Raw genomic sequence first — 26842 nt, 5'->3', positions numbered from 1 at the left:
CTTTATGTGGCGGTTAATCTCACTTTGTGAAACTTCTCCAATATCGGAGTCGCCCTGATGCCCCAAAACAAAAGAACCCGGCAGGGCATGCCGGATTCTTTCATGATGATGCTCTGGCTTTTAACGCAGAATTGTGGGGGGCAATCCTGCTTTCTGCCCAATGGCTTCAATATAGGCCAGCACCGCCTGCGCCCGCTCGCCCGCCGGAACCGGCCGCCCCGGCGGCTCGAACCAGATCGGGATAGCGCGCAAATCCAGCCTGCCATCCTCGTGCCAGACCACTTCGCCGATCATCCCGTTCACCGCCTCGGGATGAAACGGGGCGAGGGGGTAGGCCGGATCAGGCTCAAACCCGAACAGCTTCTTGCGCCGCTCCACCCATTCGGCGCGGGCCGGATGATCCTGCGCGGGCGAAAGCGCATGGGTGACGACGCAGCCATTGCCCAGCCCATGAAACACAGGCGCGCCATCAATAACCTCGATCCCGCGCGCGATATGGGCATGATGGCCCACCACCACGCCCGCGCCCGCCGCCACCGCTGCTGCCGCAAGGGGCCGCTCATAGGGCGCCAGTTCGGCGGGACGATGCGTGATCCCTTTATGCAGCGCAACGATGACCAGATCGGATGCCGCCCGCGCCGCGCGAATGTCGGCCTCCATCGCGGCCTGCGATGCCGGGTCGATATGCACCAGTTCGGCCTGCGGGCGGCTTGCGCTGCCATCTTGCGGCGTGATGCGGACATAGGCGCAGCCCGGCTTGCCTTCGCCCGCCCAGCTCAATTCGGGCCCCACGCAATTATAACTGAGCAGGGCGATCCGGCGCGCGCGCGCCGCGATGAACACCGGCGCGCGCGCCGCGTCCAGATCCACGCCCGCCCCGGCATGGGCTATCCCGTTGCGATCCAGCCCCGCCATCGTTTCGGCCAGCCCCACCGGGCCGCAATCCATCATATGGTTGCCCGCCATGCTGACCGCCGTGATCCCGGCGCGGGCCAGCGCGTCCAGATGCGCCGGATCGGCGCCGGGCGCGGGGACATCGCCGGGCACTTCCTCCTGACAGGTCGTATAGGGTACCTCCAGATGCCCGATCACCATATCGCCCCCGCGCAGGATCGGCGCGATGCCCGACAGCCAATGGTCCGGCTCGGCCACATCGAGGATGAGATCGCCCAGCAGCAATATACGCACCGCGCTCATCCGATCACCCCTGCATCGCGTAAGGCCGCAATCGTGGCTCCATCCATCCCCATCTCGCCCAGCACCGCATCGCCATCCGCGCCCAGCACCGGCACGGCGCCCGCATCGCCGCGCGCGCAGAAATCCGGCCCCATGCCAAGACCCAGCACCGCCAGCGGCCGATCATGCCCCGGCAATTGCGCGTGCGAAATCAGCCCGCGCTGCGCCATATGGGGGTGGCTCAAAATGTCGCCGATTTCGCCGATCCGCGCGGCGGGGACGCCCGCCTGCGTCAACCGGTCATCGAGTTCCTGCGCCGAATATCTCAACATTTCCTGCGTCAGCCAGCCCTTGAGCGCGGCGTAATTTTCCACCCTCGCGGCATGGGTGGCGAAGCGCGGATCGCGGATCATCTCGCCCGCGCCAAGGGCGGCGAACAGCGCCTCGATCTGATGCTGATGATTGGCGCCAAGGGCAATCCAGCCATCGCCGCAGGCATAATATTCCGCCGTCGCCACAAGGCGAAACCCGCGATTACCCGTCCCCTTGGGCGAGGCCCCGGTATAATCCCAGACCGAGGCCGCGGCGCCCATGATCTTGAGCGCGGCATCCAGCATCGCCACATCCAGCTTCTCGCCCGCGCCGGTCCTGTCTCGCCGCCGCAGCGCCGCCAGCACGCCCGTCGCGCCAAGGTATCCGGTGAAACTGTCCACCACCGGAATGCCGATTTTCAAGGGACCATCGGCGGTGGCATTCATCATCGCCATGCCCGATGTGGCCTGCGCAATATGGTCATAGGCGCCGCGATCCTGCAAGGGCCCGCTTTGCCCAAAGCCGGAAAGCGAGAGCCAGATCAGGCGCGGATTGAGCGCCGACAAAGCCTCATAGCCCAGCCCCAATCGCGCCATCACGCCGGGCCGGAAATTCTCCACCACCACATCGACCTGCGCCGCCAGATCGCGCGCAATCGCCACCCCGCGCGCGTCCTTCAGGTTCAACGCCAGACTGCGCTTGCCCGCATTGACCGCGGCAAACGGCACCGACATGCCCGGCAATCCTGCATGTTCGGTATAGTGCCGGAAATCGTCGCCCTTTTTCGGCGGCTCGATTTTGATGACCTCGGCGCCCAGTTGCGCCAGCGTCATGGTCGCGGTCGGCCCTGCGATGGCATGGGTGAAATCCAGCACGCGAATGCCCGAAAGCGGCATCATTGTCTCTCTCCTGCATCCAGCGCGCCGCTGGCGGCAATCATGGCCGGGTCAAAGCCCAGTTCTGTCAGGATCGCCTGATTGTCGGCCCCGGCGTGTCGCGCAGGGCGAGGCGGCACGCTGCGCGTCTCGGATAGGCCAAAGGGCAGGCTCAATTGCGTCACCGGCTCTTGTCCGGGCAGGGGCACCTCGATGATCCGCCCGCGCGTGCGGTGGTGGGGGTGGGCAAGCGCCTCGGCCATCGAATAGACCGGCATGGCTTGAGCATCGGATTGTTCCAAAAGCGCGGCCCATTCGTCGCGCGGGCGGGTTCGCATTATCGCGGCGATTTGCGTCTGCATCATCGGATGCTGATCGGCGCGGTGCTGCAAGGCGGCGAAATCGGGCCGCCCGATGCAATCGCAAAAGCGCCGCCAATAGGCCGGCTCCATATCCGTGGTGCACAGAAATTGCCCATCGGCGCATTCCCAGACCCCGCCTTTCGGATGCCATTGGCCCGGCGGCGGCGCGGCTTCGGGATCGTCATAGCGCCCCATTGACACCGCCAGCAGCGGCAGGCACGAATCCGCCATCGCCACATCCACATGCTGGCCCCGCCCGCTGCGATCGCGCGCGGTAAGGGCCAGCAGCATGGCAATCGTCCCTTGCGCGCCGGTCAGCACATCGGCCACCTGCAAACCGGGCAGGGAAGGGGTAGGTAGGCCGTTGATACGCGACAAAGCCCCCGCCAGCGCCAGCGCCAGCGGATCATGCCCCGCGCGGCCAGCCAGCGGCCCGCTTTGTCCGGCAAAGCTGACCGAGAGATAGACAAGGCCTGGATTGAGCGCGAGCATCCGCCCCGCGCCATATCCCATGCCCTCCATCACTCCGGGGCGGTAATCTTCGATCAGCACATCGGCCCGCGCGATCAGCTTTTCCAGCACAGGGCGGGCCGCCTCATGGCCGGGGTTGATCTTCAGGCTGCGCTTGCCGCGCGTATAGGAGGGGCGGGCGCGGCGGCGCAGGGCGGCGGCCTCATCCTCATCCTTGCCGAACATCGCCTCGGCCTTGGCCAGTTCGCGCGGGTGTTCGATGCGCACCACATCCGCGCCCATGTCGGCCGCCACCCATGACGCATAGGCGGCTGGCAGAAAGCGGCTGAAATCGACCACTTTGAGGCCGGTTAAAGCAGTCATCTTTGCGCCGCCCTTTGGCCCGCCGCGCCCTCGATAAAGTCGGTGATCGCCGCCTCGATGGCCGCGCCATCCTCGCCCTCGCGGTTGAAATTGTCGGCGGTCAGCTCCAGCACCGGAAAGCCCGCTTCGCGCAGCGCCCGCACGACGAAGGGATCGGCGTCCGACAGCGCCACAACGCCGTCAATCGTATGGGTCTGCGCCTCATGCACATACCACGGTCCGGCCCATGTCGGCATGCGCAACTCATCGCCCATGGTGATGCAGCGCGAGGCCAGCGCGCGCAGAGCATCCTTGCCCTCAATATCGCGGATATAGCCATCGGCGGCCAGCGCCAGATACATCGACCAGACGAACACCGCGCCATGGCTCTCCTCCCATTTCTGGTAGAAGCCCATCTCGCTCCATAATCCGCGCCCGACCCACATCAGGCGGACCTTTTCGCCTTCGCAGGCGGCCAATCCGGCATCGACCCGCGCCTTGACCTCTTCATAAAAGGCCCGCGCCGCATCGCGCGCCCATTCGGTGCCGCGATGCCATTGCGGCACCATCGTTGCGGGCATGGAATCGACGATGCCGATGGGGGCGGGCACGGTCCGCGCGATCAGATCGCGGGTCTTGCGGTAATAATCCTCCTGTTCATTGACCAGATCCATCACGGCGCGGAAACGGGCCTCGTCAAATCGGCGGCCGGTTTTGGCTTCGATCCCGGCGATCACCTCGCGCAGTTCGGCCGTCATCAGGTCGATGCGTTCGGATTCGAGCGCTTCCTCCCAATGGTCGGGCAGGCGCGCCCACCAGTCGCCATAGAGATCCATGCGCGGATCATTGCTCTTTTCATAGACGAAGGGAGCCGCGCCCGTAACCTGCGCCCATTCGGCAAAGATGCGCGCGGTAGGATCGCTGGTGGCGACGGCATGGACGAAATCGGGCCGGGGCAACCCGCCCCAAGGCGCGTTTTCAGCGTCATCATCAAAGGCGGCGGCGATGCCCTGCGCGGAATAGGCCTCGACATTGGCGGGGTAGTGGTGGTCGCGCAGCAGGGCCTGGTATCGGCGCGATTGCTGTTTGGCCGCCACGATCGAGGCCCACCATTGGTTGACGACAAAGGGTATGTCGAGCGCACGCAGGATTTCCTGCGGGGCATTGGCATTGGCCATGGCAAAGGGGCTGCCCGCCGCGACCTTGGCGCGCAGGTCGGCAAACCATTCGCGCTGATAGGCGTTGAAACTGGCGACGGATTCAAGGGATTTACGGCTGCGCTTTTCACCTTTGGGCGGCGCGGGGCGGGGCGGTTTGGGCGCGCGGAGCGGTTCGGCTTGCCCACGCAAAGCCCGCAGGAAACGCGCGTCGGGCAAGGCATCGCAGCGCAGCGCAGTAAAGGCCATATCGGGCAGGGCACGGCGGACCGCGGCCTCCTGCCACGGCGCGGCCTCATCGCCGCCGATGGACAGGTGCAGCACAGCGTCCGCGCCGCAGGCCGTGGCCGCCGAGGCGATCCGTTTTGCCCCCGCCATGTCAATGCGCGGCGGGCAGGGGGCATGGGCGAAACTTTGGCCCCATGCCTGATCCTCGCCCACGATGAGCCAGCCTTCCGCCTCGATGGCCTGATAGAGTTCAACGCCCTCATGCGGGGTGCCGGTGATGAACAGGCGTTTGCCGGGGATCTCTGGCGCCGCTACCAGTTCCACCAGCAATTCTTCGAGCGCGGGGTTGTAATCCGCCGGGTGGAGAATAGCCGAGGCGCCGATCACGGCCAGCGCATCGGTGCCGCTGATCCTGCCCCGCCGCCGCGCCTCGCCCAGCGCGTCGAGCAGATGGGCCTGATGGGCGAGCAACGGTTGGGCATCCTCGGCCGGAGCCGTGCCAAGATCCGCCAGCCAGTCGCCCATCTGCGCCATGCGCGCCTCATTATAGGCCATGGATGCAGCGCGCGGCAGGTGCAGCAAATCGAGGAAATGCATGTGCCGGGGCACTGCTTCCCCTTGCCGCCCCAGTTCGCGCAGGGCGGCAAAGATCTGCGGCTGTTCGCCATCGGCGGCGGTGATCAGCAGCGGCGTGTCATCCCATGACAGCAGCACTTCCAGCAGGCATTTGCCGCGATGGCCCATGGCCGCATGGCCCATCACGGCATCGGCGCGGGGCGTGGCGGCAAGGCGCGGGGCGACCAGACGCACAGGCTGAAACCCGGCGCCCAGCAGCGCGGCGCGCGGCGCATCGAACCCCAGCGTGCGGATGATCGGCGCGCGGGTGGGGGCACTCAAAGGATCGGCATAGACCTGATGGAAGAAGGCAAGCATTAGATGACGCCTTCGCTTTTCAGCCGCGCCACATCGTCGGGCGAGAGGCCGAGATATTGCGCGTAAACATCCTCATTATGCTGGCCGATATAGACCGGCAGCGCATCGTCGAAACCGGTGCTGGCGGCGGAGAACTCGATCGGGATGCCCGCCGTGCGCAGATCCACGTTCGAGCCATAGGTGGGATGTTCGACAGCCATCGTCTCGTGGCGCTCGACCACGCGCGGGTCGACCAGAGCGTCTTCGGGATGGCGCACCGGGGCGACTGGAACGCCGCGTTCCTCCAGCAGGCGGCAGACCTGCGCCACGGGCAACTGTCGGCTCCACGCATTGATCGTGGCTTCCAGCACCTCGGCATTGGCCACGCGCGCGTCGCGGTTGGCAAAGCGCGGGTCATCGCCAAGCTCGCGCTGGCCCATCGCGTCGAACAGGCCCCGGGCAAGGGGCTCATGCACCGCGACCACGGCCACATAGCCATCGGCGCATTCAAACACGCCAAAGGGCGAGAGCCGCTGAACCGTCAGGCCCGTACGCGCGGGCATCCCGGCGGCGGCCATGGCGGACCAGTTTTCGATGGCGACGAAAGAAGTCAAAGCGCCCAGCATGGAAACGTCCACATGCTGGCCCACGCCGGTGCGGTGGCGCTGTTCAATGGCGGCAAGGATACCGATGACGGTGAAGACCGGCGCCAGCATATCGGCAATCGGAATGCCGATGCGCACCGGCGGATGGCCCGGCTCGCCACTGGTGAACATTGCGCCCGACAATGCCTGGATGATGACGTCCATCGCCTTGCCCGAACGGTCGTTCGCGCCAAAGCCGGATAGCGAGGCGAAGACAATGCGCGGGTTGACCTGCGCGCAGGCTTCATAGCCCACGCCCAGCCGGTCGGCGGTGCCCGCGGTGAAATTCTCCACCACGATATCGGCCTTGGCCACCAGATCCATGAACAGCTTCTTGCCTTCGGGGCGTTTCAGATTGAGCGAGACGCCATATTTGCCCCGCGCCCGCGTGAGGTGAGACAAGGAAATGTCATCCTCATGCGCGCGCTCGACCATGATGCCGTCGCGGCCCAGATAGGGGCTGTTTTCGCGGGCAAGGTCGCCGCCCACCGGCTCTTCGATCTTGATGACCTTGGCCCCAAGCCCGGCCAGCAGCAGCGTGGCATAAGGCCCCGCCAGCGCGCGGGTGAGATCAAGAACGGTCAGCCCTTCGAGAGGGCGGGTCTGGTCAGTCATGGGGCATATCCTTGGTGCAGCGGGTCTGGCCGCTGGCAATGAGGGCTTGGGCGGCGCGGAACACCGGCTCGCCATCGATGCCGACGGCCGAAAGGCGGCGGGCCTGATCGAGGGCAAAGCGGTTATACAGCGCATCGAAACGGGTCTGGTCGGCGGCGGGCAGGGGGATGATCGTCACCCCGTGATCCTTGGCAAAGGCGATCCCGGCCTTTTCCGCCTTGGCATTGTTGGCGTTCAATTGCGCCTCCCACTTGGGCTTGGCGGCATTGAGCACATTTTGCAGATCGGGCGGCAGACGGCGCCAGGCGATGTCGGACATGGCGCGGGCCGGATATCCGCCACGGCTGAGGCGCAGCGTGGTGAAATAATGCGCGACCTCGGAGAAGTGCAGGCTCTTGATCGTGTCGGCAGGCGCGACCACGCCGTCGATGACGCCCTTGGCCAGCGCGGAATAGACCTCAGCCATCGGCATGTTGACCGGATCGGTGCCCAGCGCGCGCAGCACGTCGATGCTGTCGGTCTGCGCGCGCAGGCGCAGGCCCTTGAGGTCTGCCAATGTGCGCACCGGGCGGTTGCGCGTCATGATGCCGGGGAAATTGCCGCCCTGAACCGCCAGCACATGCAGACCGGGCAATTCATTCGACAATTGCGGGAAACGCGCGGCCAGACAGTCATAGATGCTGACCTGATCCTCCATGGTTTTGACGCCGCCGTAAAAGCCCGCCTGCGCGCGTTGCAGATGGACCCCGCCGCGCGTGTAGATCGGCGTGATGAGGCCGATGTCAGCCAATCCGTGGCGGATTTCGGTGATGCTCATGTCCGAGGAAATCAGCGCGCCCGACCAATAGGGCTTGAAGGCGATGCGCCCGCCGCTGTCCTTTTCCACCTGATGCATCCAGGTGATGTCGGCCTTGCTGAAAGGATGCGTGGGTGGATAGGGGCTGGCATAGGTCAGCGTATATTCGGCTTTGGGCGCGGGCGAGGAGCAGGCGGTCAATAAGGCCACAAGCCCCAGAGTGAGAGTTTTGCGCATGGGATCAGGCCCCCATCATCTTGGGCAGCCAGAGCGCCATGGCCGGAAAGGCAATGATCGCGCCCAGATGCAGAAAATCGGCAACGAGGAAGGGGATCACCCCGCGAAAAATCGTGCCCAGCGAGAGGTCCTTGGCCACGCCCTGAAGCACATAGATGTTGAGGCCCAGCGGCGGGTGGACAAAGCCCAGTTCCATCGTGCGGACAAGGAAGATGCCGAACCAGATCGGGCTGTAGCCCAGCGCCTCGGCAATCGGCAGGAAGATCGGGGTGGTGAGCAGCATCAGCGCCACACCGTCAAGGAAACTGCCCAGCAGAAGCAGCACCAGCGTCATCACGATGATGGCCAGAACCGGGCTGGCATGAAGGCCGATGACCGCGCCGGACATGGCCTCGGTGATGCCGGTGATCGAGATGAAGGTGGCGAACAGCATCGCCCCGATGATGATGACATAGATCATCCCCGCCGTGCGCAAGGTGGCATGGGCGGCCTGTTTCAGCGCGGCAAGCGTAAAGCCCCCGCGCAGCGCCAGCACGGCCAGCGAGGCGACGACGCCCACCGAGGCGGCCTCGGTCGGCGTGAACCAGCCGATCATCAGCCCGCCGATAACGAAGGTGATCATCGTCACGATATCGGCGATCTTGCCCAGCGCGCGCAGGCGCTCGCCCCATGTGGCGCGCGTGCTGGCCGGACCAAGGGCGGGGTTGATCGTGCAAAGGATGATGATGGTGACGAGATAGGAGATCGCCTGCGTCGCCACGGGAACGAGCGAGGCGGCGAAGAGTTTGCCGATGGATTGTTCGGCGATGATGCCAAACACGATCAGCGCGCCCGAGGGCGGGACCAGCGAACCCAGCGTGCCCCCGGCGGCCAAAGCGCCTGCGGCAAAGCCGGGATTATACCCCGCCTTGCGCATTTCGGGCAGGGCGACCGAGGAAATCGTCGCGACTGTGGCCAGCGACGAGCCGGAAATCGCGCCAAACCCCGCGCAGCCGCCGATCGAGGCCAAAGCCAGCCCGCCCCGCCGATGGCCGACAAAGCGCGCCGCTACGGCAAAGAAATCGCGGCTGGCCCCGGCGGCGAAACAGATATGCGCCATCAGCAAAAACAGCGGCAGCACGCCCAGTTCGTATTTCGAGATCACCTCATAGGAAACGACCCCGGCCTTGATGAGCGCGGCCTCGGGCGAAATCATCACCGCCATGCCGCCGATCCCCGCCAGCATCAGCCCGATGCCGATGGGAATGCCCCCCGCCAGCATGGCCAGCAGCAAGGCAATGCCGATCCCGCCAATCAGTTCGGGGCTCATGCCTCGCCTCCATCATTGCGCAGGGCCTGAAGCAGAAAGAGTCCGGCGATGGCGAAACTGGCCAGCAGCCAGAGGGCGCGCAGCCAGCGGATCGGGATCTGCAGCAATTCGGTCATTTCATACCCGTTCCACAGGTCGCCCATCACCCATGCCGTGCCGATGGCCACGCCCAGAAACACCGCCGCGCTGACCACCGACATGATCCGGCGCAGCAGGGCGGCGGTGGGAGGGGACAGGCGGGATGTGACCATGTGAACGCTTGCATGGTGGCGCTCAAGCGTGGCGTAAAGCATCGCCCCGGCGCCCAGAAAGACGATGCCCGTCTGCGTCAGTTCAATCGAGCCGAGCAGATGCAGCCCCAGATGCCGCCCCGCCACAGCGATGAAATCGGACAATGCGGCCAATCCCAGCCCGGCCGCGCCCAGCCCATAGGCAAGGCGGCGCAATACAGAAGGTCTGGTTTCATCGCCATGCGGCGGCGGTGCGGGCATCTTGCTCTCTTCCCTTGGTGCCGGCTTGCTTGAACGGCCGGATCTTTGCGGCGGTGGCCCGTATTGGCATCACGTTGACATCATCCTGTGTCAGGCGTCTAATGGCCGAGTCACCGAGAAGGTAGATTAATTCAATCGTTGAATATGTCAACTAAATGGGATCGGGTTTGCGGATGAGTAAGGCAGAGACGGCAACGGGCGTGAAACTGGGGCGGCTGGGCGATTATGTCGGCTTTCGCCTGCGCCGGGTGCAAAACCAGCTCTCGCGCGATTTCGTCAATGCCACGGCCAACCGGGGGCTGCGCTCGGGCCTGTTTTCCTCGCTCGCGCTGATCTCGGCCAATCCGGGCATTTCGCAGGCCGAGCTGTCCCGTGAAATCGCGATGGACAAGTCGGTGACGGTCAGTTTGCTTGATGATCTGGAGCGTCGCGGCTGGGCCACGCGCAAGCGTTCGACCCAGGACCGGCGGCGTCATGCGCTCTATATCACCCCAGAGGGCGAACGCGAACTGGAGGAAATCTTCGCGGTTGTCTCGACCACCGAGAATGCCGTGCTGCACCAGCTTTCTCCTGCCGAATTGATGTTGCTCAGCGAATTGCTCGACCGGATGTATGCGGTGTGCGTGCGCGAAGAGTGAGGGGAGGGAATGCTGCATCGCGGCAAATTGATCAGAAAAAAATATAGTTGACTAATTCAACCAATTTACGCATCTTCATCCTCAAGAACGCATAAGTTCCGTCTGGCAAGGCCGAATCCGGCCACCAGCTTGTGAGGAGAGGAAAGGTGCCCGGCATCATGCGACACAGCGCATCCATCTCGCTCAGCGGGCCATTTCTGTAATCGCTTGTAATTCTCGGGAGGATGCCATGAACCATCGTAAGTTCCGCGCAGCCGTGCTCGCCAGCACGGTTCTGGCCGGGGCGCTGTCCGCGTCCGCGGCATCGGCGCAGGGGGCGCAGGAAGCGGCCAACAACGCCGACATTATCGTCACCGGCAGCCGTGTCCGCGGCGAGGCCCCCATCGGTTCGACCGTTACAGCCCTGTCGAATGCCGACATCGCCGCCACGGGCCGCGTCACCATCGACCGCGCGATCCGCGATCTGCCGCAGGTGTTTGACCTTGGCGTGTCGGAAAATTCGCGCGGGCAATCGGGCGGCGCGGGCAATATCGTCTATTCGAACTCGATCAACCTGCGCGGGATCGGGCCGAATGCTACGCTGATCATCGTCGATGGCCACCGCGTCACCAACAACAGCCGCTCGATCGACCCGTCCACCCTGCCGACGCTGGGCGTTGAACGGATCGAGGTGGTGGCGGACGGCGCATCGGCCATTTATGGTTCGGACGCGGTGGCGGGCGTGGTCAACCTGATCCCGCGCCGCAGCCTCAACGGGCTTGAAGTGACCGCGCGCGGCGGCATCGCTTCGGACGGGGCCTATAATGAAAAGATGGCCGGGGCCGCCTATGGCCGCAAGTTCGACCGGGGCCAGTTCATGGTCGCCTATGAACATGTTGAAAAATCAAACCTCAACGGTTCGGACCGCCCCTTCTTCACCTCGAACCAAACGCGCTTTGGCGGCAATGACTATTCGGTCACGCGCTGCAACCCCGGTACGATCACGGCGGGCGGCGTCAATTACGCCATTCCGGCGGGCGGCGTCACCAGCCCCTCGCAATTGACCGCAGGCACCAGCAACCGCTGCGACGATCTGCAAGGGCAGGACCTGATCCCGCGCCAGAAGTATGACTCGGCCAACATGACCGGCAATTTCAAGGCCACCGACTGGCTCGAATTCTTCGTCGATGGCTTCTATTCCTATCGTTCCTTCTATCGCCTGCCTGCCTACAGCAGCGCGACGCTGACCGTGCCACAGACCAATGCCTTCTTTGTGCGGCCCACGGGCTTTACCGGCACGTCCTATACGCTGGGCTATAATTTCTCGGGCGATGTGGCGCGCAATGCCAGCTATGGCCATTCGGAAAGCTGGCAGATCACGCCGGGGGTAAAGATCAAGCTGCCCAAGAACTGGCAGTTCGAGGCGCTGGTGGGCAAGGGGCGCACCTATGACATTTCGGTCAGCACTCTGGGCACGAACAATGGCGCGCTGAATGCCGCGCTGGCCAGCAGCAATCCGGCCACCGCCTTTGACCCCTATGGCCTTGGCCGCACGTCGGCCGCCACCCTGGCGGGCATTTTCAATCAGGTCTTCTATGCGCCTACTATCGGCCGCTTTGTCGGCTATGAGGCGCGGGTGAACGGGCCGCTGTTCAATCTGCCCGCCGGGCAGGTCAAGCTGGCCGCCGGTTATGAAGGCCAGGAATTCAACGTCTCGCTGGGCAGCCAGCGCGGCAATCCGGGCGTCCCCTATACCTGGACCAATCCGGAGCGGCGGGTGGATTCGGCTTATGCCGAAGTGGTGATCCCGGTCTTTGGCCCGGACAATGCGATGCCGGGTCTGCAAAAGCTGGAGATCGATGCGGCGGTCCGTTACGACAAATATTCCGATGTCGGGCAAACCACCAATCCCAAATTCGGCGTCAACTGGAAACCGGTGGAAAGCCTGACCCTGCGCGGCTCTTACGGCACGTCCTTCCGCGCGCCGACCTTGCCGCAGATCTACGGCAATTCGAACGGCCTTTTCGTGCAATCCTATCAGAACCCCACCGGCGGCGCGCCGATCACCGGGGTGGCGCTGTCGGGCGGCAATATCAACCTGAAACCCGAAACCGCCACGACATGGTCGGTGGGCGCCGATTTCCAGCCGACGCGACGGACCAAGTTCTCGCTGACCTATTTCAACGTGGATTACAAAAATCAGGTCATCGCGCTGCTTTCGGACCTCTCGCTGCTCAACCGCGTGTCGCAATATGACGGCACCGGGCTGATCACGCAGGGCGCGGCGGCGGGCGCGCTGGCCGCGCAATATGTGGCGCAGGGGTTGACCGTTTCGGGCGCTTTCCCCGGCGGCAGCCCGAATAATGTGACCCTGTTCGTCGATGGGCGCAGCCAGAATTTGGGACGTTCGATCACGCGCGGCCTCGATTTCACGGCCAGCCATGTGATCGACACCGACAAGGCAGGTCGCTTCACGCTGGCCGCCAGCGGAACCTACAATCTGGGCTTCAAGACGCAGCAGGCACCGGCGGCACCCTTTATCAGCCAGCTCAACCTGATCTTCCAGCCGTTGCGTTTCCGCGCGCGGGCCAGTGTGAATTGGGAAATGGAGCGTTGGAGCATCCTGCTGCGCGCCACCCATGTGGGCGGATACACGAACAATGCGATCAGCACGCCGCAGGCGGTGAAGAGCTACACCCCGATTGATGCGGTGATCAATTTCAAGGTGGGCGATCAGGCGAACCCGTTCAATCTGGGGCTCGAAATCCGCAATGTGTTCAATATCAAGCCGCCCTATGTGAACATCGCGCCCAGCTCGAACGGCAGCGGCGGCTATGACGCCACCGCATCCGACCCGATCGGCCGTCTGATCGCGGTCAGCGCGCGGAAGAAGTTCTGATGCGCTCCGTCTTCCTTGCCGGCGCCATGGCGCTGGCCGGAGCCGGGTCTGTTGTGGGGGGAGTGGCGGGGGCGCAGGCTCCCGCCGCTCTGGCCCCTGCGGCGGCGGCGTCCAGCTTTGGGCACTATCAGCCGCCCAAGGCCTATAATTCGCAGATCAGGCAGAGCTTTTACGTGCGGATGCGCGACGGGACGCGTCTGGCCGTCACGGTGGCGCGCCCGGCGGTGGATGGCAAACCGGCCGAGGGGCGTTTCCCCGTCATCTGGCACCACACTTTGTCCGCCACGCAGGAGGCCGCCGATGGCACTGGCCCGCGCGCGGCGGGGTTTCGCTCGATACCGGGCCTGACCGATTACGGCTATGTCGTGGTGCAGGTTGCCCGGCGCGGCAATGGGCAGAGCTTCGGCACAATGCGCGGCTATCACGAGCGCAACGAGGATGCCGACGCCTATGAAATGATCGACTGGCTGGCCGATCAGCCATGGTCGAACGGCATTGTCGGCCAATATGGCTGTTCAAACACCGGCGATGCGGCGGTCCATGCGATGACGGGGGGCAATCCGCACCTCAAGGCCGTGTTCGCCGGATGCTTCAGTTGGAACAAATATGACGCGATGCGTCGTGGCGGGATCTTCGCTCAATGGGGCACCGGCCCCACCCGCACCATCGAGCAGGACATGGCCATCACCCCCATAGATGGCGATGAGAACAAGGTCCTGCTGCGCAAGGCGGCCGAAGAGCATCAGCGCGCCACACCTCTGTTCGAACTCTGGAAATCGCTGCTCTATCGCGACAGTTGGGCGCCCAGCGTGCAAAGCACCTTCTGGTCCGAGGGTAGCGCGTCCTCTTATGCCAATCAGATGCGACGGTCGGGAACGGCGCTGTATGTCGTGGGCGGATGGCGCGATGAATTGCGCGATCAGGGGCTGATCGCCTTCCTCAACATCCCCGGCACGCGCATCCTGATCGGGGACTGGCTGCATTGTCAGAATGACGGCTTTGGCCTTGTCGAGGAGGCGCATCGGTTCTTTGACCGCCACCTGAAGGGCATCGACACCGGCATCGACCGCGATCCGCCGATCCATTATTACACCGTCGGCGCCGATGAATGGCGCAGCGCCGCGCAATGGCCGCTGCCGCAGGCGCCGCAGACCAGCTTTGCCATCACCGCGAAGGGGCTGGAAACCGATGCCATCAAACCGGCGCCGCTCTCCACCAGTTTTGCCGTCGATTACGCCACGCCCTGCGTGGGTGAGGGCGGCGGCCCCAAGATGCAGCCGTGCCATCCCAAGGGTGCGGGCTTCTCCGTGGCGGGCAAGGCGCTGACGGCGCCGGTCGAGGTTACGGGCCATGGACTGGCCGATGTCTGGATCGCGGCCGACACGCCCGATGCCAACCTCTTCCTCCTGCTTGAGGATGTCGCGCCCGATGGCAGCGTCAAGGTTGTGACCGAAGGCCGCCTCAAGGCGTCGCTGCGCAAGACCGACAAGGCGCCATGGGCTTTGCCCGGCCTGCCGTGGCATCGCGCCTATGCCGAGGACGCGCAGATGCTGAAACCGGGCGAGCCGGTGCGGATGCAGTTCGACCTTATGCCCACCTCCCATGTCTGGGCTAAGGGGCATCGCATCCAGTTCACCTTTGCCGGATCGGATTACCGCGAAAGGGCCCGCAGCGCCAATTCGCAACCCGCGCGGATCACTCTTATCAGCGACGCCGGACATCCTTCCAGCGTCAGTCTGCCTATCGTGAAACCCTGATCGGGTCGCGGCGGGGCCGGGGCAACCGGCCCCGTTTTGTGTCAGGAAACAGACCGCATGCATCTTCGCCACGCCTTGTTCGCCATGGCCGTGATGGCCGCGCCCGCCGCCGCCCACCCTTTGCACTGGAGCGCGCGGGTGCCCGAAACCTCCACATCGCAAATCTTCGCGCCGCTTGTGCTGAAGGGGACGAAAGAGGCCGAGGCGCTGGCCCGCGCCGGTTATGTGCAGGAGGAATATTTCATCAACGGCAAGGGCGCGATCTATACCGAAAAGGAGGACGGCTCTCTGGCGGTGCGTCAGGGCGATGTGCCCTATGCCACGCGCATCATCCTGATCCGCCCGCGCGATTCCAAGCGTTTCAACGGCATCGTCCATCTGGCGTTTCAGCATCCCAATCTGGCGGGCACGCAATGGGGCCGCATCGACAGCCTCGTGCTGCGTTCCGGCGCGGTCTATGCCATGGCCATCAACGGCAGCGACGCGCCCAGCCGCAAGGCATCCACCCCCGCCACGCCCATCGCCACCACCGACTTGCCGCAGTGGTTTGATGCCCAGCGTTACGCCGGTTTCGACATCCCCAAGGATGACGGCATCCGCTGGGACATCATCGGCCAAGTCGCCGCCGCGCTGCGCGATCCGGCCAAGGGCAGCCCGCTGGCCGGGTGGAAGGTGCGCCGCGTCTATGGCTCAGGCTGGTCCTTTCTGGGCAGCCAGTGGCGCAGCTGGATCAATTTCGGCTTTCACGACCGCTATCGCCGGGCCGATGGTTCGCCGGTGATCGACGGCTATCTGATCGGCATTTCGGCGGGCGCGGTGGATGCGGGCCATGTGCCGCTGAATTCGACCGATCCGGTGAAGGACCGTCATCAGCAGAAGTTGCGCATGATCGACGCCCCCGTCATCGAACTGACCAGCGAGATGGAGGCGATCACCAATATCCATCCCCTGCGCGAACAGACGGACGCGGCCAAGGGCGGCTATCGCATCTATGAACTGGGCGGGGTCAGCCATGGTGACAGCGGCGTTACGGGGCAGGTGCGCCCCTCGACATGGCAATTGCTGGCGCGCCGCCATGCCGGGGTCGAGCCGGTGCCGGTCTGCTCGGTTGAGGACAGCGACAGCCCGATGCGCGATGTGGCGCAGGCTGCGCTGGTCAATATCGACCGCTGGGTTTCCACCGGCACGCCCGCGCCCCATGCCGAACGGATGCAGGTGGCGGGAAAGGATTACGCCCGCGACGCCTTTGGCAATCCCATCGGCGGGGTGCGCGTGGCGCAATTGGATGTGCCGCTGGTCCGCTATGGCGAGCCGCCTGCTTCATTCTGCGGCGGCAAGATTCCCCGGCGCAATCTGAAGCGCCTGCCCGTCGATCCGGCGTTGATTGCCCAGACCTATCCGGGCGGGCGGGCCGACTATCTGGCCAAGTTCGATGCGCGGGTGGATGCTTTGGTGGCGGGCCATTGGCTGCTGGCCCCCGATGCGGCGGCGGAAAAGCGCGAGGCGCGCCGCTTTGCCGATCAGGCTTTTGGGCCGGGGCGGGGCGCAAAGCCGGAAACCGCCGAGGGCACGTTGAAATCGGGCGCGAAATGGGCGGCGCAGGTTCCGGTCAACTGGAACGGTACGCTGCTGGTTTGGGGCCGGGGCTATTCGGCGCGGTTGGGCGCGCCTGAGCTGACGCCTGCCAATGCCAAGGCGCTGCTGCTGGAAAAGGGCTATGCCTTGCTGGCCAGTGATTATGGCGCGGCGGGCTGGTCATTGGCCGAGGCGGTGCCCGCGCAGACGCAGGCCATCGCCGCTTTTGCCCAGACCTACGGGCGGCCCAAGCGCACCATCGCCTGGGGCAATTCGATGGGCGCTCTTGTCACCACCGCTCTGGCCGAGGCGGCCAAGTCTGCGGTGGATGGCGCGATTGCGTTCTGTCCCTCGATCGGCGGCGCGGTGGGGATGATGAATATGGCGCTGGACGGGGCCTATGCGTTTCGCACTCTGGCGGCGGGGGATGCGGGCCTGCAATTGACCGGCATTGCCGATGATATGGCCAATGGCCAAAAGGCGGAAGGTGCGGTGCAGGTCGCGCTGACCACGCCGCAGGGCAGGGCGCGTCTGGCGCTGGCGGGCGTGCTGGGCGGCATTCCGGGCTGGACCCGCCGCGATCATCCCCGCCCCGCCGATGGCGATATGGAGGCGCAGGTCGATGAAATCGGCGCGGCTTTCACCATGGGCATCTTCCTGCCACGCGCGGATCAGGAAAAGCGCGCGGGCGGAGTGTTTTCATGGAACACCGGCGTGGATTACACCGCGCAATTGGCGCAATCGGGCCGTCGCGCCTTTGTCGAGGCGGCCTATGCCAAGGCGGGGCTGGATCTGAAGGCGGATCTGGCGCGGCTGAATGCGGGCGTGCGGGGGGCCGCCAGACCCACGGCGGTCAATTACATGATGGCCCATTATACGCCCACGGCGCGGCCCTTTGCCCCGCTGCTCTCGGTTCAGGCGATGGGGGACGGGGCAACCTCGCCCTCGCTGCTGCGCGCCTATGGCGAGGCGACCAATCCGGGCATGTTCAGCGCCATGTGGCTGGCGCAGGCGGGCCATTGCGGTTTTTCGGGCGAGGTGCTGGTGGCATCGCTGCGCCAGATGGAAAAGCGTCTGGACAGCGGCGTATGGGATAATCCGGCGACCGGATTTGTCGCCCATACGCCCGCGCCGATGCTGCGGCCCTGTATCCGGGGCCGCAGCTGTCGGTGAATTAATCCATATGTTTGCGCTCGATGCTCCATCCGGGCGCAACGCAAAGGCGACAGGCCGGGCCGGTAAAGGTCCGGCCTGCGCTTTTATCCCCGCGCAATTGCCATTCCAGCCAATCGACCGAAACCTGCGCCACCGCGCCGCCATAGGGTTTATAGAAAGTGCCGCCATGGCCCACCGGCAGATTGACCAGCACGGCGGGAACATGCTCGATCCGCGCGTAATCGTCGGTGCCGTTGGGATAGGCAATATCGCCCGGCCCGCCCAGAATATAGATGATCGGGGTGTGAATATCCTTCAGCAGCGCCTTGGTCACATTGATCCCGGCAATCGGATTGCTGCCATCGGCAAAGACGCCGCTGTTATGGATCAGCACGGCATGAATGCGCGGATCGCGGGCCACTTCGAGCGCCTGCAGTCCGCCGCAGCTATGGCCCGCAACGGCGGTTTGCTTCGGATCGATATGGCCCTTGAGCGGGCTGCCCGCCCGCGCATTTTCCTTCAGCGCCCAATCGAGGCCCGCCAGCACATCGGCGCTTTTCGTGGGCGAATCCAGACGACGCGGGGCGCCGGGGGCGGGTTCGGGCAATTTTTCGGTGGCGGTGGGGCCGGACATGATGCGCCCGGGCGCGATCACCACATAACCATGGCTGGCGATTTCCAGCAGGTGTTGCCGCGCGCTGGCGCCATCTTCCTGACATCCGCCATTGCCCCAGACCAGCACGCCCAGTTTTGCGGCAGGCATGGCGGCGGGGCGATAGATCACGTGATTGGGCAGGCTGGGGCTGACCTCCATGATCGCCGGATAGGGGCCGGAGCCGGGAACATTGGGCAGATTGCGCGCGGCGATGCGTTCGGCTTCCTGCTCGGGTGTCAGGGCCGGGGCGCGGGACGGCGGCGGTGTCTGTGCGATGGCGGTGCCGGCAAGGCTCAGCAGGGCGGCCGCGAGGGGCAGGCGGTAAGAGGGCATCCTTGTCTCCTTTATAGCGGGACGATGTTTGCCGATTTTTCAAACAATGACAACGCTTGCATTGCCAGGTTTGCATGGCAAAATCACTTTTTTCCGTGTTGGATGGCGGCTGGGTGCTTGCACCGCGCGGATAGATATAATATTGCTATCAATAATAGCAGAATGTCAGGATGCTTTTGAAAGGCTGAGCGCATGGAATTCACGAGATTGAACCCAGTGACGGGCGAAGTTGCCTCGTCGGCGGTGGCGATGCAGGCGGGCGAGATGGCGGGAATCGCGGCGCGTGCTGCTGCGGCCCAGCCTGCTTGGGGCGCCATGGGCCCGAATGCCCGCCGCGCGGTGCTGCAAAAGGCGGCCGATGCCCTGGCGGCCAAGAAGGATGAGTTCGTCGCCGCGATGATGGGCGAGATCGGCGCAACCGCCGGTTGGGCGATGTTCAACCTTGGCCTTGCCGTCAGCATGGTGCGCGAAGCGGCCAGCCTGACCACCCAGATTTCGGGCGAAGTGATCCCCTCCGACAAGCCCGGCTGCCTTGCCATGGCGCTGCGCGAACCGGTGGGCGTGATCCTGGGCATTGCGCCGTGGAATGCGCCGATCATCCTTGGCGTGCGCGCGATTGCCACGCCCTTGGCCTGCGGCAATGCGGTGATCCTGAAGGCCAGCGAGCAATGCCCGCGCACCCATGCGCTGATTATCGAGGCCTTTGCCGAGGCCGGTTTCCCCGAAGGCGTGGTCAATGTTGTGACCAATGCGCCTGCGGACGCCGCCGATGTCGTGGGCGCGCTGATCGACGCGCCCGAGGTCAAGCGTATCAATTTTACCGGCAGCACCGCCGTTGGCCGCATCATCGCCAAGCGCGCGGCCGAGCATCTCAAGCCCTGCCTGCTCGAACTGGGCGGCAAGGCGCCTTTGGTGATCTGCGCGGACGCGGACCTTGACGAGGCGGTCAAGGCGGCCGCTTTCGGGGCCTATATGAACCAGGGCCAGATCTGCATGAGCACCGAGCGGATCATCGTGGTGGATGCCGTGGCGGATGCCTTTGCCGAGAAATTCGCCGCCAAGGTCAAGACTTTGACTGCCGGTGATCCGCGTCTGGGCAACACGCCGCTGGGCGGGGTGGTTGATGCCAAGACGGTGGCGCATTGCCTTTCGCTGGTGGACGATGCCGTGGCCAAGGGCGCAGCCTTGCTGACCGGCGGGGAAACCACGCTCAACGTCGTCATGCCCGCGCATCTGGTGGACAAGGTGACGCCGGACATGAAGCTGTTCCGCGACGAGAGCTTTGGTCCCGTCGTCGGCCTCATCCGCGCGCGTGATGAGGCGCATGCGATCGAGCTGGCCAATGACACCGAATATGGCCTGTCGGCTGCGGTCTTCACCAAGGACATCGCCAAGGGCCTGCGCCTTGCCAAGCAGATCAAGAGCGGCATCTGCCACGTCAACGGCGCGACCGTCCATGACGAGGCGCAGATGCCCTTCGGCGGCGTCGGCGCCTCGGGCTATGGCCGCTTCGGCGGACGTCAGGGCATCGACAGCTTCACCGAAACGCGCTGGATCACCGTCGAAACCCAGGACGGGCATTTCCCCATCTGATGGGCAAGGGTCTGATTGCGGCGGGCCTTGCGCTCGCCGCTTCGCCCGCGCTGGCTCAGGCGCCCGCCGCGCCCGCGCCAACGCTCGATTATGCGTTTACCGCGCGCATCACCCTTGCCGCTCCGGTTGAACAGGGCGAGGTAGCTGGTGGCCGCAAGCGCTTTATCGCCATCACCGGCGGCACGGTCGATGGGCCGATGTTGAAGGGCACGATCATGCCCGGCGGCGGCGATTGGCAGACAATCATGCCCGGTGGCCTGACCAAGGTCGAGGCGCGCTATTTTATGAAAAGCGCGGACGGCACGGTGATCGAGATCACCAACCCCGGCGTGCGCGTGGCCAGCCCGGAAGTGACCGAGAAACTGGCCAAGGGCGAGAAGGTGGACCCTTCCGCCTATTATTTCCGCACCACGCCGCGCTTTGATGTGAAGGCGGGGCCGCAGGAATGGCTGGCGCGCTCGGCCTTTGTCGCGCGGGGCATTCGCACGCCTGATTCCGTGATTATCGACTTTTATGTCGTGCGATAAAGCATTGTCGGACCGGCTTTCCGCCTTTGTCGCGGATTGCCGGTTTGACGATTTGCCGCCTGCAACGGTGCGTTCCGCGCGCTGGGTGCTGCTGGATGCTTTGGGCGTCATGCTGGGGGCCAGCGGCATGGCGGGCGAGGTGGAGCCTTTCGTCCGCGTGGCGGCGGGGGATGGCCCTTGCCGCATCCTTGGCTCGGGGATGACTGCTGCCGCGCCGATGGCTGCATTGGCCAATGGAGCGATGGCTCACGCGCTCGATTACGAGGATGCGCTGGACGGCGCGCCGATCCATCCCAATGCCAGCCTTGTTCCCGCGTTGCTGGCCTTGGCGCAGGCCGAGGGGGGCGTCGATGGGCGGCGTTTCCTGACCGCGCTGGCGGTGGGTTGCGATGTCGGGTGCCGGATGGCGATGGCGTTGCGCCAAAGGATGGAGGTGGGCGGTTGGTATCCACCGCCGATTCTGGCCGGGTTTGGCGCGGTGGCGGGGGCGGCTTCCCTGCTGGGCCTTTCGGCGGCCCAAGTGCGCGATGCTCTCTCGTTGATGCTGTGTCAGAACGTGATGCCCGGTGAGATCAAACATTCGCAGGGCACCGTGATCCGCGCCGTGCGCGAAGGTTTTCCGGCGCAGGCGGCAGTGCTGTCCGCCTTGCTGGCGCGGGAGGGTGTCGCCGGGTTTGAGCAGCCTTTGGAGGGCAAGGGGGGCTTTTATGCGCTCTATGCCGGGGGGCGGTATGATGCGGGCGATCTGCTCGGCGGGTTAGGGCAGAGGTTCTGGATCGAGGCGCTGACTTTCAAGCGCTGGCCTTCATGCCGGGGCACCCATGCGATGATCGAGATGGCGCGGGCGATGCAGGTCGCGCCCGGCGATATCGCGCGCATCGAGGTGGGCGTGGATACGATCCAGGCCATGCTGTGCGAGCCCTTGGCGCGCAAACAGGCCGCCGCCACGGCGATTGATGCGAAATTCTCCATTCCTTTTACGCTGGCGCTGGCTTTGGTGCGCGGGGATGTGGGGCTGGATGATTTCGATGCGGCATCGCTGGCCGATCCGGCGGTGCTGGCCATGGCGGCAAAAGTGTCGCCGCGCGTTCTGGAGGAGGCAAACTGGCATGGCGCTGGCGGACATCTGACGCTGCATCTGCACGACGGGCGCAGCATCAGCGCGCGTCAGGAGGATGCCCTTGGCTGTCCTGCGCGGCCCTTGGGAGAGCAGGCGCTGGTGGCCAAATTCATCGACGGCGCGGCGCGGGCGAAAGTGCCGCCCGCCGATCCGCAAGGGCTCGCGCGGGCGATTCTTTCGCTGGAGGGATGCGCGGACGTTGGGGCGTTGTTTTAGAACAGCGCCCTGATTTCCACGCGGCGGCGCGACTGGTCGGAAAGGCCGTCGGCGTCCTTGTCCTGTGTCGCGCTGCCGCTGGTGTCGGCGGCGGTTTCGATCGGCATGCCCGGCATCATGCGGCGCAGCGTTTCGGCAATCGTCTCGGCGCGCTGGGCGGCCAATTCCGCCGGTTCGGCCATGGCGCGCCCGGAAATCACCTCGGGCTGCATGGCGGCAAAACCGGTGACGATCAGCTTTTTGGGATGCGCGGCATTGATCCAGTTGCCGGCCTGTTCAATCAGATAGTCGCCGTATTGATAGATCAGAAAGTCATTGCCGAATTCGAAATAGACGGGAAACACGCGCTCTGCATAGGGACCGGGCGGGACCGGGCGTGCCACCGATGAGGGCGTGATATTGCGCTTGGGCAGCACGAAGCGGCGGCCCGGAAAACCCTCTGCGGGCAGCATATGGCGCGTGCAGGGCGTGTCATACAAGCGACTGGTGCGCACCGCGTCCAGAACCACACCGCCGCAGGGCGTGGTCGGGGCGGCGGTTACGATCCCCTCCACCATCACCGCATAGTTCCAGTCCGGCTTGTGCGGGCTGAGCGAGACGTCATAGCGCACGCCCGTTGCCGGATCGTCGGAGAGCCAGCAGCCCGATTTCTTGCCGCTGTCGGCATCGCGATAGATCGGGCAGGCGATGAAGCGGACCGTTTCGGCGGCCGCCGCCGACAAGGGAGCAACCAGCGCGGCGGCGGTGAGGAAAAAGCGAAACATCACAATGCACTCATCATATTGGTGAGATCCTGCTTTTCCTGCTCGGTATAGCCGATGTTGTAGCGGCGGTCGTAATAATCGACGATGCCGCGCAGATCCTTGGCCAGCCCATTGGAGAAATAGGGCGCGCGGGCGGCTAGCCCCCGCATGGATTGCAGGGTGATTTTGCCCACATCGGCGCAGCGGCCCGTGGTCATCGCAAAGCCGGGGTCCATCGTGTAAATCACGCGGCCATAATGGGGATGCGGGGCCTTGAGGCAGGTTATGCGGAACAGCGGCAGATCGCGCCACGGGTCGGCAAAGGGCATGGTGGTGGTGCCCAGATCGACTTGCCCGGGGGCCACGTCATTGCCCATCTGGCTCATATTGTGGCAGAAAACGCAGGAATTGCGGACCGGATTGCCAAAGCCGATGCGCGAATTGATGCCCGCCGTATCGGTGATGAGGAACATTTTGTCGCGGAACACCCGCGCGCCGCGCGCCATTGATTGGCGGAAGGCCAGTTGCTCCGGCGTCAGCGCCTTGGCGTCCTCGGGGCTGATCTTCTCCCATTTGGCGAACTCGCTCCACACCGGGATGCCGATGCTGCCCAGCGCGCCGGGCTGCGAGTTCTTCAGCTTCATCGGCCCGCCCTCGGCGCCCATACTGTCGAGAGCGCCTGCCTGTTTGCTGACCTGCTGCGCGGTATAGACGCGCATTTCAAAGTCGCGGATCTGGGCGATCTGCTTGGCGTTCAGCCCGCGCGCAAATTGCAGATGGCCATGCGCGGCATCCTCCATCTGCATCCGCAGATTGCCCGCGCGATTGTCGGCCATGATATTGCCCGACATCATCGAGCCATCGTCAGGATCGCGAGGCAGGGCGAAACCCTGCTTAGGATCGAAGGGAAAGCCGACGGCGAGCAGATATTTCATATTCGCCACCGGCCGCGCCCGCCGATAGACTGAGATATTGCCCGCCCCCGGCCCATAATTCGGCCCCGAATTGCAACCATTGGGGTCGCGCATCACCTCAATGGTGAAGTCGGGCGTGACAGGCCGCCCGTTCCATTGCCGCACCGGCCAGGGCAGTTGAATGCGGAACAGGCCGCGCTCGATCAGCAGCGAATGGGATTCGCGCTTGTCCTGCGGCAGGCTGGGGCAATTGGCGCCGTCGATGGCGGCGAAAAGCGGGTCTTTGCCGCCTGTCTTGCTCCAGCGCTCCGCCGCCGTGGCCGCCGAAATGCTCATCGCATCGGCAGGCTGATGACAGGTGACGCAGGCGCGGCCATTGGCGCCCAGCGGCTCGAAGAAAGGATGGCCCTTCGTCGCCACCGGCCCGCCATCGACCAGCACGCGCAGGGTGCCATGATCGTTGGGATAATCGAGGCTGGCGGGGAACACGCGTCCTTCGCCCGGCGACCACCAGCGTTCCGGAAGGCGCTCCGGCGCGGCGGCGCCCAACTGGCCAAAGATCGCCGCCCCCGCGACACCGGCCACCATCAGGCTGATCTTGCGCATGATCCCCGCTTCCTCTTGCTTATTTGCCGAACACGGCCTTCAGGCGCACGCCCCAGGTGCGCGGCGCGCCATAGATGATCCCGCCATCCGCGCTGGACGAATTCTGGATCTGTGAGGCGATGTAGAGCTTGTTCGTCAGGTTCTGGACAAAACCCTCCACCTGCCAGCCATGGTGGAAATCAAAGGTCACGCGCGCATCGAGCAGGTCGCGCCCCGGCACCAGCGTGTTGATGCTGGGGAAGGGCGTGGCGTTCTGGCTCGATACATGGCTCCATTGCAGGCGCGGGGTGGCGGTGATGTCGCCGCCCAGCGGGATGGCATATTGAATGCCGCCATTGAGCGTCAGCTTGGGCGAGAAGGGCAGGGTGCGTCCCTGCGGCACAAAGCGCAGATTGGTGGGGCATCCGGCATCGGTTCCGGCCGCGTTGGTGTCGGAAATACAGGCCGCATTGCTGAATTGCGCGTCCAGAATGCCCGCACCCATATTCAGCCCCAGAGCGCCAAACTGGCCGGTCACTTCCAGTTCGGCCCCCTTGGCATGGCCGCCCAGCGCGTTTTGCGTGACGGGCAATCCGCCCACGAGGCTGGAGAGCTGAATGTCCTTGTAAACCGAATAGAACACATCGCCATTGACCCGCAGATGGCGGTCGAGGAACTGGGTCTTGAAGCCCGCCTCATAGACGAAATTGCGCTCCGGCATGAAGTTGGGCGTGTTGGGCGTCAGGTTGACGCCACCCGCCTTGTAGCCCTTCGAAGCCGAGACATAGAGCAGTCCGTCGCGGCCCAGATGATAATTCACCCCCACCTTGCCGGTAAGCTGATTGGTCGAGATCGAGGAGGTGAAGGGCAGGGTGAAACCGGCCCCCGGCACGGCAAAGCGGGTATAGACCTGGCTGTCCCAGCTATAGCGCCCGCCGACCACCAGTTCGAGCTTGTCATTGAAATGATAGTTGATCTGGCCAAAGCCGGAATAGGTGGTGTTCTTGGCGGTGGTGATGATCGTGCTGGTGCTGCTGACGAAATCCCGCACGTTATTGTTGTCGCGCAGCAGCGTGACCGGCACCTTTTCATCCATGAAGAACGCGCCCAACACCCATTGCAGCGGGCCCTTGTCGGTCGAGAGCAGGTTGAATTCCTGAATGAAGGTCTGGAACTGGGTGCTCGACTGGCTGACGCGGCCGACATTGGCGGCGGGCGGGCGCGGTGCGGCCGTCGCGGTGCGGTCGCCATCGGTCTGGTCCAGCGTCTTGCCATCCTGCCAAGAGGTCAGCGTGCGGAACTGCACCTTGTCGGTAAGATCGACGCGGGCGTCCATCGCCAGGCGATAGCCGTGCTGGTTGAGGTAGGAGCGTGCGTCCTCCTCGATCTGGAACGGGTTGCTGGTGACCGCATCATTGCGGTTTTTCACGGCAATATTGTCGCTGCGCGAATTGAAATATTCGGCGCGCAGGTTGAGGTCCAGCGTGCCGTCCATCCCGCGCACGCGCAGATTGCCGCGCACCGCGTCCATCTTCAGATTGCCGGGCTGGCTCTGCGCATTGGCGGCGATGTTTTTGGTATAGCTGTCGCGCTCTTCATGCACATAGGCCAGACGCAGTGCGACATTTTCGCCGCCGATATTGGCCGCCGTTTCCGCGCGATAGCGGCCGTAATTGCCCGCCGTCAGATTGGCCATGGCTGAGAGCGAGTCAAATTGCGGCTTGGGCGTGCGGACATAGATGGCGCCGCCGGTCGAATTCTGGCCGGTCAGCGTGCCCTGCGGCCCGCGCAGAACCTCGATGGAAGCGATATCATAGAAGCTCATGCCGATGAATTGCTCATGCGGGATCAACTGGCCGTCGATGTAATAGGCCACGCCGGGGTTCGAGGTGGGCGCGCTTTGTGCAATGCCCACGCCGCGAATGTTGACGAAGGTCGAGCGGTTGACCGTGTTGATCGCAATCGAGGGCGCAACCTGCTGAATATCGGCCAGATTGCCCACGCCCTTGCGTTGCAGATCCTCGGCATTCAGCACCGTGGCCGAGATGGGAACCTGTTGCAGGCTTTGCTCACGCCTTTCGGCGGTGACCACAATATCGGCCAATCCGGTGTCCTTGGGCGCGGTTTGCGCCAAAACAGGCGTGGCGGTGCTGGCCAGCAAAAGCGCAAACACGGGCGCGTGGCGGCGGCGAAACTGGATCATGGCATCCTCCCTTTATCTCTTTG

The 26842-nt window shown here is 64.5% G+C and carries 19 protein-coding genes; 7 read left to right on the top strand and 12 right to left on the bottom strand.

What is annotated here, in order from left to right:
- Positions 1–120 precede the first annotated feature (120 nt).
- Genes FHW92_RS19310 through FHW92_RS19275 form a run of 8 tightly spaced genes read right to left on the bottom strand, consistent with a single transcriptional unit; the run spans position 121 to position 9927 of the window.
- Entirely contained in the window at positions 121–1197 is a 1077-nt protein-coding gene (locus FHW92_RS19310; protein WP_168604904.1) for a CapA family protein, read from the bottom strand.
- The gene (locus tag FHW92_RS19305; RefSeq protein ID WP_168604903.1) at positions 1194–2387 is read right to left on the bottom strand and encodes a CoA transferase; all 1194 of its coding nucleotides are present in this window, start codon (positions 2385–2387) and stop codon (positions 1194–1196) included. The genes FHW92_RS19310 and FHW92_RS19305 overlap by 4 nt, the downstream gene beginning before the upstream one ends.
- Positions 2384–3559, bottom strand: a complete 1176-nt coding sequence (locus tag FHW92_RS19300) for a CoA transferase (protein WP_168604902.1) — start codon at positions 3557–3559, stop codon at positions 2384–2386. Before FHW92_RS19300 ends, FHW92_RS19305 begins: the two co-directional genes overlap by 4 nt.
- Entirely contained in the window at positions 3556–5856 is a 2301-nt protein-coding gene (locus tag FHW92_RS19295; protein WP_168604901.1) for a 2-hydroxyacyl-CoA dehydratase family protein, read from the bottom strand. The genes FHW92_RS19300 and FHW92_RS19295 overlap by 4 nt, the downstream gene beginning before the upstream one ends.
- Positions 5856–7094: a CaiB/BaiF CoA-transferase family protein gene (locus FHW92_RS19290; protein ID WP_168604900.1), complete on the bottom strand. Its 1239-nt coding sequence runs from the start codon at positions 7092–7094 to the stop codon at positions 5856–5858. The genes FHW92_RS19295 and FHW92_RS19290 overlap by 1 nt, the downstream gene beginning before the upstream one ends.
- Positions 7087–8127, bottom strand: a complete 1041-nt coding sequence (gene dctP / locus FHW92_RS19285; RefSeq protein ID WP_168604899.1) for a TRAP transporter substrate-binding protein DctP — start codon at positions 8125–8127, stop codon at positions 7087–7089. Before dctP ends, FHW92_RS19290 begins: the two co-directional genes overlap by 8 nt.
- A 4-nt stretch (positions 8128–8131) precedes the next feature.
- Positions 8132–9436 (bottom strand): TRAP transporter large permease, encoded by a 1305-nt coding sequence (locus tag FHW92_RS19280; protein ID WP_246870283.1) that lies wholly within the window; start codon positions 9434–9436, stop codon positions 8132–8134.
- Positions 9433–9927 (bottom strand): TRAP transporter small permease, encoded by a 495-nt coding sequence (locus tag FHW92_RS19275; protein WP_168604898.1) that lies wholly within the window; start codon positions 9925–9927, stop codon positions 9433–9435. Before FHW92_RS19275 ends, FHW92_RS19280 begins: the two co-directional genes overlap by 4 nt.
- Before the next feature lie 173 nt (positions 9928–10100).
- Here FHW92_RS19275 and FHW92_RS19270 point away from each other — a divergent pair, with 173 nt between their 5' ends.
- The 4 genes from FHW92_RS19270 to FHW92_RS19255 all read left to right on the top strand — a co-directional run bounded on the left by FHW92_RS19270 (position 10101) and on the right by FHW92_RS19255 (position 17948).
- The gene (locus FHW92_RS19270) at positions 10101–10565 is read left to right on the top strand and encodes a MarR family transcriptional regulator (RefSeq protein ID WP_168604897.1); all 465 of its coding nucleotides are present in this window, start codon (positions 10101–10103) and stop codon (positions 10563–10565) included.
- Between the two features lie 229 nt (positions 10566–10794).
- On the top strand, positions 10795–13443 hold the full coding sequence (locus tag FHW92_RS19265; protein ID WP_168604896.1) for a TonB-dependent receptor: 2649 nt from the start codon (positions 10795–10797) through the stop codon (positions 13441–13443).
- Positions 13443–15200: a CocE/NonD family hydrolase gene (locus tag FHW92_RS19260; RefSeq protein WP_246870282.1), complete on the top strand. Its 1758-nt coding sequence runs from the start codon at positions 13443–13445 to the stop codon at positions 15198–15200. The genes FHW92_RS19265 and FHW92_RS19260 overlap by 1 nt, the downstream gene beginning before the upstream one ends.
- A gap of 57 nt (positions 15201–15257) precedes the next feature.
- A complete protein-coding gene (locus FHW92_RS19255; protein ID WP_168604895.1) occupies positions 15258–17948 on the top strand; it encodes an alpha/beta hydrolase domain-containing protein in 2691 nt (896 codons plus the stop codon).
- A gap of 1 nt (position 17949) precedes the next feature.
- On the opposite strand, the gene FHW92_RS19250 is transcribed toward FHW92_RS19255, so the two are convergent.
- On the bottom strand, positions 17950–18918 hold the full coding sequence (locus FHW92_RS19250) for a hypothetical protein (protein ID WP_168604894.1): 969 nt from the start codon (positions 18916–18918) through the stop codon (positions 17950–17952).
- 192 nt (positions 18919–19110) lie between these two features.
- Between FHW92_RS19250 and FHW92_RS19245 the strand changes: the two genes are divergently transcribed.
- From FHW92_RS19245 to FHW92_RS19235, 3 genes are read left to right on the top strand one after another with little or no spacing between them, the layout of a single operon-like run.
- Complete coding sequence (locus FHW92_RS19245; RefSeq protein WP_168604893.1) at positions 19111–20511, top strand: aldehyde dehydrogenase; 1401 nt, start codon at positions 19111–19113, stop codon at positions 20509–20511.
- Positions 20511–21038: a DUF3237 domain-containing protein gene (locus tag FHW92_RS19240; protein ID WP_168604892.1), complete on the top strand. Its 528-nt coding sequence runs from the start codon at positions 20511–20513 to the stop codon at positions 21036–21038. Before FHW92_RS19245 ends, FHW92_RS19240 begins: the two co-directional genes overlap by 1 nt.
- Complete coding sequence (locus tag FHW92_RS19235; RefSeq protein ID WP_168604891.1) at positions 21025–22374, top strand: MmgE/PrpD family protein; 1350 nt, start codon at positions 21025–21027, stop codon at positions 22372–22374. The genes FHW92_RS19240 and FHW92_RS19235 overlap by 14 nt, the downstream gene beginning before the upstream one ends.
- Here the strand turns inward: FHW92_RS19235 and FHW92_RS19230 are convergent.
- From FHW92_RS19230 to FHW92_RS19220, 3 genes are read right to left on the bottom strand one after another with little or no spacing between them, the layout of a single operon-like run.
- Positions 22371–23138 carry a hypothetical protein gene (locus FHW92_RS19230; RefSeq protein ID WP_168604890.1) on the bottom strand — a complete coding sequence of 256 codons (768 nt, stop codon included), beginning with the start codon at positions 23136–23138 and terminating at the stop codon, positions 22371–22373. The genes FHW92_RS19235 and FHW92_RS19230 overlap by 4 nt on opposite strands.
- Positions 23138–24637, bottom strand: coding sequence for a hypothetical protein (locus tag FHW92_RS19225; protein WP_246870281.1), 1500 nt, complete (start codon positions 24635–24637; stop codon positions 23138–23140). The genes FHW92_RS19230 and FHW92_RS19225 overlap by 1 nt, the downstream gene beginning before the upstream one ends.
- Positions 24638–24656: 19 nt before the next feature.
- Complete coding sequence (locus FHW92_RS19220; protein ID WP_168604889.1) at positions 24657–26819, bottom strand: TonB-dependent receptor; 2163 nt, start codon at positions 26817–26819, stop codon at positions 24657–24659.
- Between the last annotated feature and the right edge of the window lie 23 nt (positions 26820–26842).

Source organism: Novosphingobium sp. SG707 (assembly GCF_012275515.1).
Classification (GTDB): Bacteria; Pseudomonadota; Alphaproteobacteria; order Sphingomonadales; family Sphingomonadaceae; genus Novosphingobium.
The sequence above is the reverse complement of the archived record's forward strand: the minus strand, read 5'-3'. Positions and strand labels throughout refer to the sequence as shown.

Coding starts and splice junctions, on each gene's coding strand:
- FHW92_RS19310 (WP_168604904.1), bottom strand. CDS start 1,197: ATGAGCGCGGTGCGTATATTGCTGCTGGGCGATCTCATCCTCGATGTG.
- FHW92_RS19305 (WP_168604903.1), bottom strand. CDS start 2,387: ATGATGCCGCTTTCGGGCATTCGCGTGCTGGATTTCACCCATGCCATC.
- FHW92_RS19300 (WP_168604902.1), bottom strand. CDS start 3,559: ATGACTGCTTTAACCGGCCTCAAAGTGGTCGATTTCAGCCGCTTTCTG.
- FHW92_RS19295 (WP_168604901.1), bottom strand. CDS start 5,856: ATGCTTGCCTTCTTCCATCAGGTCTATGCCGATCCTTTGAGTGCCCCC.
- FHW92_RS19290 (WP_168604900.1), bottom strand. CDS start 7,094: ATGACTGACCAGACCCGCCCTCTCGAAGGGCTGACCGTTCTTGATCTC.
- dctP (WP_168604899.1), bottom strand. CDS start 8,127: ATGCGCAAAACTCTCACTCTGGGGCTTGTGGCCTTATTGACCGCCTGC.
- FHW92_RS19280 (WP_246870283.1), bottom strand. CDS start 9,436: ATGAGCCCCGAACTGATTGGCGGGATCGGCATTGCCTTGCTGCTGGCC.
- FHW92_RS19275 (WP_168604898.1), bottom strand. CDS start 9,927: ATGCCCGCACCGCCGCCGCATGGCGATGAAACCAGACCTTCTGTATTG.
- FHW92_RS19270 (WP_168604897.1), top strand. CDS start 10,101: ATGAGTAAGGCAGAGACGGCAACGGGCGTGAAACTGGGGCGGCTGGGC.
- FHW92_RS19265 (WP_168604896.1), top strand. CDS start 10,795: ATGAACCATCGTAAGTTCCGCGCAGCCGTGCTCGCCAGCACGGTTCTG.
- FHW92_RS19260 (WP_246870282.1), top strand. CDS start 13,443: ATGCGCTCCGTCTTCCTTGCCGGCGCCATGGCGCTGGCCGGAGCCGGG.
- FHW92_RS19255 (WP_168604895.1), top strand. CDS start 15,258: ATGCATCTTCGCCACGCCTTGTTCGCCATGGCCGTGATGGCCGCGCCC.
- FHW92_RS19250 (WP_168604894.1), bottom strand. CDS start 18,918: ATGCCCTCTTACCGCCTGCCCCTCGCGGCCGCCCTGCTGAGCCTTGCC.
- FHW92_RS19245 (WP_168604893.1), top strand. CDS start 19,111: ATGGAATTCACGAGATTGAACCCAGTGACGGGCGAAGTTGCCTCGTCG.
- FHW92_RS19240 (WP_168604892.1), top strand. CDS start 20,511: ATGGGCAAGGGTCTGATTGCGGCGGGCCTTGCGCTCGCCGCTTCGCCC.
- FHW92_RS19235 (WP_168604891.1), top strand. CDS start 21,025: ATGTCGTGCGATAAAGCATTGTCGGACCGGCTTTCCGCCTTTGTCGCG.
- FHW92_RS19230 (WP_168604890.1), bottom strand. CDS start 23,138: ATGTTTCGCTTTTTCCTCACCGCCGCCGCGCTGGTTGCTCCCTTGTCG.
- FHW92_RS19225 (WP_246870281.1), bottom strand. CDS start 24,637: ATGCGCAAGATCAGCCTGATGGTGGCCGGTGTCGCGGGGGCGGCGATC.
- FHW92_RS19220 (WP_168604889.1), bottom strand. CDS start 26,819: ATGATCCAGTTTCGCCGCCGCCACGCGCCCGTGTTTGCGCTTTTGCTG.